This is a genomic window from Brevibacillus sp. NL20B1, assembly GCF_018195675.1.
In the GTDB taxonomy this organism is placed as follows: Bacteria; Bacillota; Bacilli; order Brevibacillales; family Brevibacillaceae; genus Brevibacillus; species Brevibacillus aydinogluensis.
This window is the reverse complement of sequence record NZ_JAGTPT010000028.1, coordinates 52005-65156: the sequence shown is the minus strand read 5'-3', so window position 1 is coordinate 65156 and position 13152 is coordinate 52005. Positions and strand designations below refer to the sequence as shown.

The following is a 13152-nucleotide window of genomic DNA, read 5'->3' as shown; positions in this document are numbered from 1 at the left end:
CCCGCTCGACTTGCATGTATTAGGCACGCCGCCAGCGTTCGTCCTGAGCCAGGATCAAACTCTCCAATAAAGTTGAGTTGAATCGTTAGCATTCTTTAAAGAGAAAGGAATTGCTAGGCTCGTTCGACGCATTCGCTGTTCAGTTTTCAAGGAACATTTCCAGTTGGTCAGCCGCCCAATCATCAGCGGCGACAATTCAACATTGTATCAGTCATTCAACACGAAGTCAAGAGTTTTTTTATCAATCGATGTTCTTGCTTTCTTGCTGTTCGCCTCTCGTTTGAAGCGACAAGAAGTATACTAACACGTTTGCTGGATAAACGCAATAGAAAAATTTATAAATACATCACTTTTTTCGCCCTTAATAAAAACGTCTGTCATACACGCTATACAAAACAGAGGAACGGATCTCTCCGTTCCTCCTTGACTGAAGACAAACGGTTCATTGTATAAGTGTCCATAAGAAAATGATTTCCAGGCCGAAAGGCCTGCCCATTCATCATCCGAAGCGGAAGACAATGTGCATCGCATGGCGGGATGGGCCAAGCGAGCTCCTTTGACGACCGACTCAGCGGAAAAACGAAGACACGGGAATCAACAGGGGACACAAGTCTCACTTCATCGAAACACCCAGATGTTTGTCCCCTGCCCGCGTCTCGTTTTGGAGCGGACTTCATCCGCTTCTTTGCTGGGCGTCAAGCGAGCGAGCGGGCCCGATCTCCCATGCGCCGCGGACTTTGTCTACACGCTGAGAGGAACGGATCTCTCCGTTCCTCCGTGACTAACACTTGATTACCTTAACGATGGACAAGTGACGCGATTCTGCCAGGTTGATGATCCGCCCGCCCGTCTCCACCATGGGACGTGTCGGTTGGCTGCGGTCGGTAAAGACCACCTTGCCGATGCTGCCGTCGCTCAATTCCACAATCGTTCCAACAGCTAGACGGGTAATACCGTTTACAAATGTAAGTACGATATACGGATCCAGTTTGCCGAAGCTTTCCCGCAGGAGTTGTTCCGTCACCAGATAGGAAGGGATCGCCCTTTGGTAAACGCGATCAGAACACATCGCATGATAAACATCGGCGACGGCCACAATTTTGCTGTACAGATGCAGCCTATTGCCCGTCAACCCCAGCGGATACCCCGAGCCGTCCTCCCGCTCGTGATGCTGCAGCGCTGCCAGGGCCACGCCTTCGTTCAAGCCTGGAGAGGCCTTGATAATCTGGTACCCATACACCGTATGCTTCTTCATCTCCTCAAACTGGTCCCGGGTCAGTTTGTCCGGTTTTTGCAAGATCCGGCGGTCAATCCTGGTTTTCCCCACGTCCAAAAGCGTTCCGGCCAGCGCGATTTGCATCCATTCCCTTTCTGGAATCTTCATCCATTTGGCAATCATGTACGAAATCAGACCGACCGCGATCGAATGTTCGTACGCATAGCTGTCAACACGGGACATGCTGTTCAGGGTAAACAGGATTTCCGGCTGATCCTGAACCTGCCGGAGCAGCGGCGCAATCACTTCCCGCACTTCCATGACGGGAATGTTCTGCCCCCCTTCCACCCCTACCAGCAAATTTTTCAAAGCGGCGACCGCCTTGTTGAACGACTGTCGAAACGATTGCTTCTCGCTGCTCGTCTCTTCGCTGACCGGCTGTGCTTCAGCCGGCTGATCATCTGACCATTGAATGCCCGCCGCATGGTCGTCCTCCACATGCACCTGCTCAATCATGAACGCTTCGAGAATCTCCCATTCTCTCTCGTACAAAACAGTCCCTTTGGGAAAAAGCAAGCCACCCAACGCCGTGGTTACATCCTCTGCCAGCTTTACGCCAACTGTTGCATTCTTGCCATGATTCTTCACATGAATGATGGGCAATGTTCCACCCTCCGCATCGGTTTATTGTTACTGTTATAGTACTCTTTTCCCATTTTCATGGCAATGAAAATTCATTTTATAGGAAAATGCGATCAAATTTCCACGAAATAAGAAAAAAGGAAGGCGTTCCAGCATAGTGGAACAACCTTCCCATCTATCCAATCTGCAAAACGATTATTCTTGCTCCTCAGGCTCGCCGGCAGACTGGTCTGCTTCCGGCTGCTGCCCTTCATGACTGCCGTCATCCTCGTCGTCGCTTGGCGGCACTTTGGCCACGGAGACGACCTGCTCGTTTTCAGCAAGGCGTATCAGTTTGACGCCCTGAGTGTAGCGGCCCATTACCGAAATGCCTTTGATCTCGGTGCGAATAATGATGCCGGACGTGGTAATGATCATCAGGTCTTCTTCCGGTTCGACCACTTTCAACCCGACAACGTGTCCGCTACGTTCCGTGACGTTGTGCGTCTTGATGCCTTTGCCGCCGCGGGACTGCAGGCGGTACTCGTCAATCGGGGTGCGCTTGCCGTAGCCGTTCGCCGTAACAATCAGCACTTCCGCCCCCGGCTTCACGACATCCATGTCGATCACGTCATCGTCCTCGTCCAGCGTAATGCCCTTGACACCGGTCGCGCTTCGGCCCATCGTCCGCACATCGCTTTCCTTGAAGCGAACAGACATGCCGTTGCGGGTCCCCATGATGATCTCCTGGTGGCCGTCGGTGAGGCGAACGCCGATCAGTTCGTCGTCTTCCCGCAGGTTGACGGCAAACAGGCCGCCTTTGCGAATATGCTCAAACGCCGACAGCTCGGTCCGTTTGATAATTCCCTTTTTCGTAGCGAAGAACAGGTAGGCGTCTCCGCCCAGTTCCTTGACGGGGATGACCGCGTTGACCCGCTCGCCTTTTTCGATCTGGATCAGGTTGATCACCGGAGTGCCCTTGGCTGTGCGGCTCAGGTCCGGAATCTCGTACCCCATCAGGCGGTATACCTTGCCCTTGTTGGTAAAGAACAAGATGTGGTCGTGCGAATTGGTGATGTACAGGTGTTCGACAAAGTCGTCGTCCTTGGTGCCGATGCCCTGTACACCACGGCCGCCCCGTTTCTGCGCACGATAGGTGGAGACGGGCAGGCGCTTGATGTAGCCGTCATGGGTCAGCGTGATGACCACGTCTTCTTCTGGAATCAGATCGGCATCCTCAATGTGCTCTTCGTCATATGTGATGACGGTCCTGCGCTCGTCGCCAAACTTCTCCTTGATCTCCAGAAGCTCTCCACGGACGATCGCGTAAATCTTGCCTTCATCGGCCAGAATGGAGCGCAGTTCGGCGATTTTCGCCAGCAATTCCTGGTACTCGTTTTCGATCTTTTCCCGCTCCAAACCGGTCAGGCGCTGCAGGCGCATGTCGAGAATCGCCTGAGCCTGTTCCAAGCTCAATCCGTAACGGGACATCAGTCCGTCGCGGGCCTCTTCTGCCGTTTGCGATCCACGGATCAGGCTGATGATCTCGTCGATGTGGTCCAGCGCAATTCGCAGCCCTTCCAAGATGTGAGCGCGGGCTTCCGCCTGCTTCAACTCGTACTCGGTCCGTCTGCGGACGATCTCCCGTTGATGCTGGAGGTAGTAGTACAACATGTCCCGCAGATTCAACACGCGTGGACGGTTGTCCACCAGCGCGAGCATGTTGACCCCGAAAGTGCTCTGCATCTGGGTATGCTTGAACAGGTTGTTCAAAACGACTTTGGGGACCACGTCCCGGCGCAGCTCGATGACGATCCGCATCCCTTTGCGGTCCGACTCGTCGCGCAGGTCGGTGATGCCGTCGATTTTCTTTTCCCGTACCAGCTCGGCAATTTTTTCGATCAGTTTGGCCTTGTTGACCTGGAAAGGTATTTCCGTCACGATGATGCGCGGTTTCCCTTTGTCTTCTTCGATCGTCGTTTTGGCTCGCATGATGATCGAGCCACGGCCCGTTTCGTACGCCCGGCGAATGCCGCTGTAGCCGAGGATTTCCCCGGCAGTCGGAAAATCGGGCCCCTTGATGATCTTCATCAGTTCCTGAACCGTTATGTTCGGATTGTCGATCATGGCCACGACGCCGTCAATCACTTCGCTCAGGTTGTGCGGAGGAATGTTGGTCGCCATGCCCACGGCAATCCCCGCCGAACCGTTTACCAGCAGATTGGGAAAACGGGACGGCAGTACGACCGGCTCCTCTTTTCGGCCGTCGTAGTTGGGTGTAAAGTTGACAGTCTCTTTATCGATATCGCGCAGCAGTTCGAGAGCAATCTTGGACAGGCGGGATTCGGTGTACCGCATCGCCGCTGCCGGGTCACCGTCCACGGAACCAAAGTTGCCCTGTCCCTCGACCAGCATGTAGCGCATGTTGAAGTCCTGCGCCATCCGAACCATCGTTTCGTAGATGGCAGAATCCCCGTGCGGATGGTAGTTGGCCATTACTTCACCAACGACGTTGGCCGACTTCCGGAACGCTTTGTCCGGCGTCAATCCCATGTCGTGCATGGCATACAAAATACGCCGGTGAACCGGCTTCAGCCCGTCGCGGACGTCTGGCAACGCCCGGCTGACAATTACGCTCATCGCATAGCTGATGAACGACTCTTTCATTTCCTGGCTAATATCAACTTTGGGAAACCGAGCTGTTTCTTCTGCCATAAAGGGTAAACCTCCAACTGGTTATCGCAATACGTAATTATACCATACAGAAAGAGGTCACGTCCAAAATCTCTCGCAAACGCATTGCGTCACCAGTCTCCGGTCTTACGGCAGCACCAGCCAGGCATCCTCCAACGGGGCGATGATCGCCCCGGATGTCCCCTCCCGGTCCGGTTGGGCAGCATCCCACACCGTCGCGATGAGAAAACGCCCCCCATCCTTCACGACTTTTCCCGCCACACCGGCGGCAGCCCCCGGCCAACCCGCCAGGCAGTCCGCTTCTGGCAAAACAGGCCGCTGTTCCAGCCGCAGCCATTTCCCAACCGCCAACGCGTCGAGCACGTTTTCCATCGTCCCCGGCATGTCGAGAACGCGTTCATAGAGCTCCACGCGGATGCGCTCATACGTCTGCTGCTGCCTAGTTTTGGCAAAAATCGGGTCGTGGTGGTTCGCCATAAACGCCCGGTAAGCGGCTTCATCCCGCCAACAAGCGAGAATGACAGCCTCGGCCGGGTCGCTGACATTCCACCCGCCGGCCTGGCCGAGAAAGCCGTCAACCTCCCTGACGGCTCTCCACTGCTCCTGCCCCCGGGAAAAGAACTGCTGTTGGCCCTCCCTCACCTGACACGCAATCCATTTGATGAGCATGACACACCCCCCGCTTCTTTGTGTCCTGTCACACAGGCCAATCACCAACAGACGGCCGTCTGTTCATAAAACCGGTGCTTGCAAAAAAACCCGGACCTTCTCAGGACGAACCGGGTTGCAGATGGGAATGTCGACGCCGCTCCTTGATCACGTACGCCAGATAGATGATCAGATAGAGCAAAATCACGATGACGGAGCAGCGATACATCAGGGCAAAACCGATTGCTTTGGCGACTGCGCCCAAAAGCATCGCCCCCGCTCCGATCCCCAGGTCAAACGCGGAAAAAAAGGTGCCATTTGCCGCCCCTCGCCGTTCAGGCGAAACGCGGTGGATGGTCCAGGCCTGCAGCGACGGCTGAACCGCGCCAAACCCGCTGCCAAACAGGATGGCCGCTGCAATCAGCCCAAAGGACGTCGTGCTGTACGACAAAATCAACAGACCCGCAGCCATCACAATACCGCCGGGCAGCAGCACCCAGAGGTGCCCTTTTCGGTCAAACAGTTTCCCGGCAACCGGCCGAATCAGCATCAGCGACAGCGCGTTGAACAGGAAGAACAGACCGACATTGCCGATCCCCGCTTCCTGGCCGAACAAGGTGATAAAACTGACAATGCCGCCGTACGTGACGCCCAGAAACAGCACCAGCAGCGACGGAAACAGCGCTTTTTGCTCCACCAGTCCACTTCGTTTTGTCTCAGGCTGCCGCCGACCGGCGCCGGCCGGTGCTGCCATTTTCACCGGTTTGGACAGGAGCATGGCCAATGCGGTCAAAACCGACGAGATCAAAAACAGCCAGCCAAATCCGAACGATTGCGCCAGCCACAGCCCCACCAACGGTCCAAGCGCCATCGCCAGGCTGCTGAACATCCCGAAATACCCCATTCCTTCTCCTCGCCGCGCAGCCGGAATCAGATCGGAAGCGATTGTGCCGAACGTGGTCGTGGCAATTCCCCAGCCTATGCCATGCACAAACCGAAGCCCCAACACGAGAGCGACCGTCGCCATCCAGTAATAACCGGCCACGCACAGCAGAAACAAGGCAAGCCCCACCAGCAAGACCGGCCGCCGTCCGACCGAATCCAGCGCTTTCCCGGCAAACGGACGAACGATCAGGGCGGACACCGTAAACAGGCTGACGACCAGACCTACAGCCAACTGGTCCCCGCCCCGTTCGGTCACAAACAGCGGAAGCGTCGGAATCAGCATCTGAAACCCGACGAAAAGAAAAAAATTGGAGAACGCCAACAGCACAAAATCTTTCGTCCAAAGCGGTTCCGTTTGGTTCATGGTTTCCCCTCCAGCGAGTAGGATATATCACTTACAATACATTATTATTTTGTAAGTTTAAAAATGTCAACGTACGAAGTGCAGCGTCATCGCTGTCGTCTCTGCCCAACAAAAAAAGCCTGCCCCATTTGGGACAAGCTTTTTCGGTTTGCTAAACATACGCATGCCGGCCTTACAAAACAGGTTCCATCTATCCGGCATGGAAAATCGTCTCCTTAAATGTCCAGATCCCGCACCGTGGCAGCATACTGCTCGATAAACTCGCGCCGCGGCTCCACATCGTCGCCCATCAGGGTTTCGAAGACCATGTCGGCTTCCATCGCATCTTCCAGACTGACCTGCAGCAGAGTGCGCACCTCGGGGTCCATTGTCGTCTCCCAGAGCTGGTCCGCATTCATCTCGCCCAATCCCTTGTAGCGCTGAATGCTTGGTTTGGGGGTGCTCTTCAACGTGGCCAGAATTTCGTCCCGCTGCTTGTCGTTGTATGCGTAGTAAATCTGCTTGCCCTGCTTGATGCTGTACAGCGGCGGTTGAGCGATGTAGATGTAGCCCGCCTCGATCAGCGGCCGCATATAGCGGTAAAACAGCGTCAAGAGCAGCGTCCGGATGTGCGAACCGTCGACGTCTGCGTCCGTCATGATCACGACTTTGTGGTAGCGGGCCTTGGAGATGTCAAAATCTTCGCCGACACCCGTGCCGAGCGCCGTGATGATCGCGCGAATCTCGTTGTTGGCGAGAATCTTGTCAAGACGGGATTTCTCCACGTTCAACACCTTGCCGCGCAGCGGCAGAATCGCCTGGAAGTGGCGATCCCGTCCCGCTTTGGCCGAACCGCCCGCGGAGTCCCCCTCCACGATAAACAATTCGGACTCGGACGCGTCCTTGGACGAACAATCGGCCAATTTGCCCGGCAACGCGCTTACCTCCAGTGCGCTTTTCCGCCTGGTCAGCTCGCGCGCCTTGCGCGCCGCTTCCCGCGCCCGCGCCGCCATCAGCGCTTTTTCCACAATCCGCTTGGCTACCGCCGGATTTTCCTCCATAAAGGTGGCAAAGCGGTCGCCGAATACGGACTCGGTCACACTGCGCGCCTCGGAATTGCCCAGCTTCGTCTTGGTCTGCCCCTCAAACTGCGGCTCCGGGATCTTCACGGAAATGATCGCCGTAATCCCTTCGCGCACGTCATCACCGGACAGGTTGGGGTCCTTTTCCTTCAGGAAGTTGAACTTGCGGCAGTAGTCGTTGATGACGCGGGTAAGCGCCGTCTTGAAGCCGGACTCGTGCGTCCCGCCCTCGTGCGTGTTGATGTTGTTGGCAAAGGAGTAGATGTTGCTTATATAGCTGTCGTTGTACTGGATGGCTACTTCTACGTGCAGCCCGTCTTTTTCCCCTTCACAGTAAATGACTTCTTCGTGCAGCGGTTCGCGGTTCTTGTTCAAGTACTCGACAAACTGCACGATCCCGCCCTCGTAGTGGAACGACTCTTCCCGCTCCTGGCCGGGCCGCTCGTCTTTCAACGTGATGCGCAGCCCTTTGTTCAAAAAGGCCAGCTCGCGGATGCGCTTCTGCAGCACCTCGTAATCAAAAACGGTCGTTTCGGTAAAAATAGTCGGGTCAGGTTTGAAGGTGACCTTGGTACCGGTTTCTGTGGTTTCTCCGACAACCGCCAGATCTGCCTCCGGGACCCCGACGTTAAAGCGCATGAAGTGGACCTTGCCGTTCTGTTTCACTTCCACTTCCAACCACTCGGAGAGCGCGTTCACCACCGAGCTGCCCACGCCGTGCAGACCGCCTGACACCTTGTACCCGCCGCCGCCGAATTTCCCCCCGGCGTGCAGGACGGTCAAAACGGTCTCTACGGTCGATTTCCCGGTCTTTTCGTGGATGCCCGTAGGAATCCCCCGTCCGTTGTCCGTCACGGAGACAGAATTGTCCGGGTGAATCACCACTTCGATATTGTCGCAGTATCCGGCGAGCGCTTCGTCGATGGAATTGTCGACAATCTCCCACACCAGATGATGCAGACCGCGGCTGCTGGTTGACCCGATGTACATCCCGGGCCGCTTGCGCACCGCCTCCAAGCCCTCCAGCACCTGGATCTGACTGGCGTCGTAATTCGTATCCTTTGTCGTTACCTGGTCCACTACTCTGTCAACTCCTCCACTTCAGCTTGTACGGGAACCTGCTCCAAGCTGTCCACGAACTGAGCGCGTCGCTTTAGCGTCAGGGAAGATATGGGCGAACAGTAGACGGCATCCTTGGTGATGACATACGATTTCGTCTCCTCCACACCCTGGTCCACCACCATGTTGCGACGTGCCTGCAAAAACGCCTGGTTCACTTTTGACGATTTGACAGACTGGTGGTCGAGAATCGAAATTACGTCCTTGGTGCTCACCACAGTATCGCCACCAATGTGTATAAACATAACCTGTTCTCCCTACCTTTCCCCGGAGATTTTCCCTTCCCGCACGTAAAAACGCGAGGCTTGCTGGAGAACCTGATGTTTTAAGCCTTCCACACCCGTGGTGCTTACAAACGTCTGAACGCGATCTTGTATGGTTTCCAACAGCAGCGTCTGCCGATGTTCATCCAATTCAGACAGCACGTCATCCAACAGAAGAACGGGGTACTCGCCCACTTCTTCCTTGATCAGCTCGATTTCGGCCAGTTTGATCGACAGCGCGCTGGTCCGCTGCTGTCCCTGAGAACCGTACGTTTGTACGTCCATGCCGTTTACTTTCAGACTGAAATCGTCCCGGTGCGGCCCGATCAGCGTGCTGCCCCGGGCCATTTCCCGGTCAAACACCTCTTCGTAGGCGGCCAGCATCGCTTCAACCGCCTGCTCCACGGCCATCTCTTCCGTCACCGGCGAACTGTTCTCATAATGCAAAGAGAGCGTTTCCTTGCCGTCGGTAATGCCGGCGTGGATCGAGCGAGCCCACGTTTCCAGCTTCCGAATGAACGAAAAACGCTTCCGTAACAATTTTACCGCTAATTCTGCCAATTGGGTATTCCAAATTGCCAGCATTTCCAGCGAGTTACTTTTCTTCATCGCCAGGTCTTTCAGCAGTTGATTGCGCTGGGCCAGCACCTTGTTGTAATTGCTCAAATAGTACAGATACGTCGGAGACACCTGGCCGATTTCCATGTCGATAAACCGGCGCCGTTGGGCAGGCGCCCCCTTGACCACTCCCAGATCTTCGGGGGCGAACATGACCACGTTGAGTGCTCCGACGTATTCGCTTAATTTTTGCTGTTCCATCCCGTTGATTTTGGCCCGTTTTCCCTTGGCGGTCAACTGCAGCTCCAGCCGAACAGGTCCGGTGCGGCGCTCGACGTCGCTGCGGATGGCGGCAAAATCGGCATCCCAAGCGATCAGTTCCTTGTCCCGGGACGTCCGGTGGGATTTGGCCAGCGCAAGAACGTAGATGGACTCCAACACGTTGGTCTTGCCTTGCGCGTTGTTGCCGATAAACAGCTGAATGGGGCCGTCAAACGTGAGGGACAGCGCGTCGTAATTGCGAAAATGAGTTAGCGACAGGTTCTTGAGAAACAAGAATCAGGCTCTCCTCTCAGCGGCGCACTACTTTGAACCGGCCGTGCCCTTCGACCGTCACCTCATCGCCGGGATACAGCTTGCGGCCGCGCCGGTTTTCCTCTTCGCCGTTGACCAAGATCGGCACTTCGGCGAGAAACGCTTTGGCCATCCCGCCGGTGTCGATGATGTCGGCCAGCTTGAGGAACTGGCCCAGGGCGATGTACTCGGTTTGAATGGACACCTCTCGCATGGATGGGCTCCTTTCCTTTTCCAATACTACCTAGTAGGTCCGGACCGGCAGGATCAGGTGAAGCATCCAGTCATGATCGGTCGGACAGATGACAAACGGGCTCATAGGGCCGGTAAAGCTGGCTTTGATCTCGCTGCTGTCGATGGAACGAAGCGCGTCAATCATGTACTTGGCGTTAAAGGAGATTTTCAGATCCTCGCCGTTGAGCGACTTGGGCGCGACAATCTCCGTCACCTTCCCGATCTCCGGCGCGTTGGAGGTGATCTCCACGCTGCCGTCCGGCAGTGTCATCAGGCGCACTACGTTGGATTTGCCCTCGCGGCTCAACAGGGATGCGCGCTCGATCGACTGCAGGAATTCCTTTGTGCTGACCGTGATTTCCGTCTTGCAGCCTTGCGGGATGATCCGGGACGTGTCCGGATACGTTCCTTCCAGCAGACGGGAGTAGAACAAAATGTGCTTCGACTTCACCAGGATCTGGTTGTCAGCAACGACGATGTCGACCGGATGTTGGTCATCATCCAATATTTTGACCAATTCGTTGCAGCTTTTACCCGGTACGACCACATTGTGGAAGGAAAGCTCTTCCGGGCACTCCACCATCGCCGTGCGGCTGGCCAGCCGGTGGCTGTCAGTCGCGACAAATTTCAATTGGCCGCGGTCCAGCGACCACATCAATCCGGTCAGAATCGGCCGCATTTCAGACGTGGACACGGCAAACACAGTCTGGCGAATCATCGCTTTCAACAAATCGCCCGGCACGCTGAACACCTTGTCCTCTTCCAGCTGCGGCAGCTGCGGAAATTCGTTTGCGTCCATCCCGTTGATCGTGAATTCCGCTTGGCCGGAACGGATTTGCGTCACCAGACGGTCATCCACCATGATGTGAATTTCATTGCTCGGCAGTTTTCGTACAATTTCGCTGAAAATGCGAGCAGTCAGCACAATGCTTCCCGGCTGGTGAACAGTTACCCCCCATTCGTCTCCTTCCTCCGTGGGGATGAGCACTTCAATGGAGACGTCGGAATCACTTGCGGTCAGCGTCAGTCCCTCTTCATCCGCTCTCATCTTGATCCCGGTCAGGATCGGAATCGTCGTCCGACTGGATACTGCCTTGCTGACGTGCGAAACGGCGTTCACCAGTCTGTCGCGTTGAACGGTAATGTGCATCACCGTAAACCTCCCTTTTTCCTGCCATCTCGTTTTGGGCCTGCTGTGCATAATGCCCGTGTCTCTTTCATATCTTATTAGGATCTATCTTTTTAACAGGAGTAGTACTAGGCCCTGTGGGTTTGTGGATATCCCCAATTCTGACGTAAAAGATAGCCTATACACATGTGGGTAAGTTGTGTATAGGCTTTTGGCGTTATTCACAATTCACAGGTTAGTGGTTGGCTTTCAGCTTTTCGATCAACGATTGGATCGTCGTCTGGAGCTGCGGATCGGTCGCAAGCGCTCTGGAAATCTTTTCGTGCGCGTGAATGACCGTCGTATGGTCGCGGCCGCCAAACTCGTCGCCGATTTTGGGCAGCGAGGCGTCCGTCAGCTCGCGGGACAGATACATCGCGATCTGTCGTGGAAACGCTACCGATTTGGTCCGCTTTTTCGCCTTGAAGTCTTCCAGCTTGAGGTTGAACGCTTCGCCGACTGCGCGCTGGATGTCCATGATCGTGATCACCCGCGGACGGGAAGACGGGATGATGTCTTTCAGCGCTTCCGCCGCCAGATGGGTGTCGATGTCGCGGTTGATCAGGGACGAGTACGCCACGACGCGAATCAGTGCGCCTTCCAGCTCGCGGATGTTGCTGTCGATCTGGTTGGCGATGTAAATCATGACTTCGTTGGGGATGTCCAGGTTTTCCGCTTTGGCCTTTTTTCGCAGGATGGCAATCCGCGTTTCCAAATCAGGAGGCTGGATGTCCGTTATCAGTCCCCATTCGAAGCGGGAGCGAAGGCGATCCTCCAGCGTGGGGATCTCTTTCGGCGGACGGTCGGAGGAGATAACAATCTGCTTGCTCTCCTCGTGCAGCGCGTTAAACGTATGGAAGAACTCTTCCTGCGTCTGCTCCTTGCCGGCCAAAAACTGAATGTCGTCAATCAACAGCACGTCGACGCTGCGGTATTTGTTGCGAAATTCAACAGTCTTGTTGTCCCGGATCGAGTTGATAAACTCATTGGTAAACTTTTCCGACGATAGATACACCACTTTGGCTGAGGGATTGTGCTGAATCACGTAATGGCCAATGGCGTGCATCAAGTGAGTCTTCCCCAATCCGACTCCTCCGTAGATGAACAGCGGGTTGTACGCCTTGGCCGGCGCTTCTGCCACGGCGAGCGATGCAGCGTGGGCAAACCGGTTTCCGGAACCGATGACGAACGTGTCAAACGTGTACTTGGGATTCAGGATGCTGGGAGGCTGGTCATCGGTGTTGGCTGGAGGAGCGGATACTTTCACTCGGGGGGCCGGCTGTTCTTCGGCAAAGGCGCCGTCCGTATTTTGCTGGACGACGAAAATCACTTTCATATTTACGCCGGTAACCTCATAGAGTGTATCGGTGATCAATTGAGAGTAGCGAGTTTCCAGCCAGTCCCTGGCGAAGTCGTTGGGCGCTATGACAATCAGCGCGTCCTCCTCCAGTGTGCTCGCTTTGGTCGCCTTGAGCCAGGTATCAAAACTTGGTTTGCTGAGCGATTTTTCTATTTTGGCGAGTACCTTTCGCCAGAGCTCGCTAATCGCTGCATCCAACCGGAATCCCTCCTTTCAGGCAAACGAATATGAAATGATGAATGAAAAGATTCGGAATGGCGGATGACCAATAGGATAAATGTTCAACACAAGTACAGCGTGTCGACTGTGGATAAAATATAGTCGAAAA

The 13152-nt window shown here is 55.2% G+C and carries 10 protein-coding genes and 1 rRNA gene; all 11 read right to left on the bottom strand.

Translation table 11 applies throughout. From position 1 onward, the window contains the following. Positions 1-70: ribosomal RNA gene (locus KDN35_RS16985) — 16S ribosomal RNA — on the bottom strand; the annotation flags it as partial. A gap of 711 nt (positions 71-781) precedes the next feature. After that, positions 782-1879 (bottom strand): HD-GYP domain-containing protein, encoded by a 1098-nt coding sequence (locus tag KDN35_RS16980; RefSeq protein WP_212133347.1) that lies wholly within the window; start codon positions 1877-1879, stop codon positions 782-784. A 174-nt stretch (positions 1880-2053) separates the two neighbouring features. Then, complete coding sequence (gyrA, locus tag KDN35_RS16975) at positions 2054-4552, bottom strand: DNA gyrase subunit A (RefSeq protein ID WP_171563884.1); 2499 nt, start codon at positions 4550-4552, stop codon at positions 2054-2056. Positions 4553-4657: 105 nt separating this feature from the next. After that, positions 4658-5200, bottom strand: a complete 543-nt coding sequence (locus KDN35_RS16970) for a YdbC family protein (protein WP_212133345.1) — start codon at positions 5198-5200, stop codon at positions 4658-4660. 100 nt (positions 5201-5300) lie between these two features. Then, positions 5301-6488 carry an MFS transporter gene (locus tag KDN35_RS16965; RefSeq protein ID WP_212133343.1) on the bottom strand — a complete coding sequence of 396 codons (1188 nt, stop codon included), beginning with the start codon at positions 6486-6488 and terminating at the stop codon, positions 5301-5303. Positions 6489-6703: 215 nt separating this feature from the next. Next, positions 6704-8629 carry a DNA topoisomerase (ATP-hydrolyzing) subunit B gene (gene gyrB, locus KDN35_RS16960; RefSeq protein ID WP_171563887.1) on the bottom strand — a complete coding sequence of 642 codons (1926 nt, stop codon included), beginning with the start codon at positions 8627-8629 and terminating at the stop codon, positions 6704-6706. Next, a complete protein-coding gene (gene remB / locus KDN35_RS16955) occupies positions 8629-8913 on the bottom strand; it encodes an extracellular matrix regulator RemB (protein WP_171563888.1) in 285 nt (94 codons plus the stop codon). Before remB ends, gyrB begins: the two co-directional genes overlap by 1 nt. Positions 8914-8925: 12 nt before the next feature. Continuing rightward, the gene (gene recF, locus KDN35_RS16950; RefSeq protein WP_171563889.1) at positions 8926-10044 is read right to left on the bottom strand and encodes a DNA replication/repair protein RecF; all 1119 of its coding nucleotides are present in this window, start codon (positions 10042-10044) and stop codon (positions 8926-8928) included. Positions 10045-10060: 16 nt separating this feature from the next. After that, positions 10061-10276, bottom strand: coding sequence for a S4 domain-containing protein YaaA (gene yaaA, locus KDN35_RS16945; RefSeq protein ID WP_029100576.1), 216 nt, complete (start codon positions 10274-10276; stop codon positions 10061-10063). 30 nt (positions 10277-10306) lie between these two features. Continuing rightward, complete coding sequence (dnaN, locus tag KDN35_RS16940; RefSeq protein ID WP_171563890.1) at positions 10307-11446, bottom strand: DNA polymerase III subunit beta; 1140 nt, start codon at positions 11444-11446, stop codon at positions 10307-10309. A gap of 214 nt (positions 11447-11660) precedes the next feature. Further along, the gene (gene dnaA, locus KDN35_RS16935; protein WP_171563891.1) at positions 11661-13022 is read right to left on the bottom strand and encodes a chromosomal replication initiator protein DnaA; all 1362 of its coding nucleotides are present in this window, start codon (positions 13020-13022) and stop codon (positions 11661-11663) included. Between the last annotated feature and the right edge of the window lie 130 nt (positions 13023-13152).

Excerpts from the sequence above, each read along its gene's own strand:
- gyrA (WP_171563884.1), bottom strand. The coding sequence starts at position 4,552 with ATGGCAGAAGAAACAGCTCGGTTTCCCAAAGTTGATATTAGCCAGGAA.
- dnaN (WP_171563890.1), bottom strand. The coding sequence starts at position 11,446 with ATGCACATTACCGTTCAACGCGACAGACTGGTGAACGCCGTTTCGCAC.
- remB (WP_171563888.1), bottom strand. The coding sequence starts at position 8,913 with ATGTTTATACACATTGGTGGCGATACTGTGGTGAGCACCAAGGACGTA.
- KDN35_RS16970 (WP_212133345.1), bottom strand. The coding sequence starts at position 5,200 with ATGCTCATCAAATGGATTGCGTGTCAGGTGAGGGAGGGCCAACAGCAG.
- yaaA (WP_029100576.1), bottom strand. The coding sequence starts at position 10,276 with ATGCGAGAGGTGTCCATTCAAACCGAGTACATCGCCCTGGGCCAGTTC.
- KDN35_RS16965 (WP_212133343.1), bottom strand. The coding sequence starts at position 6,488 with ATGAACCAAACGGAACCGCTTTGGACGAAAGATTTTGTGCTGTTGGCG.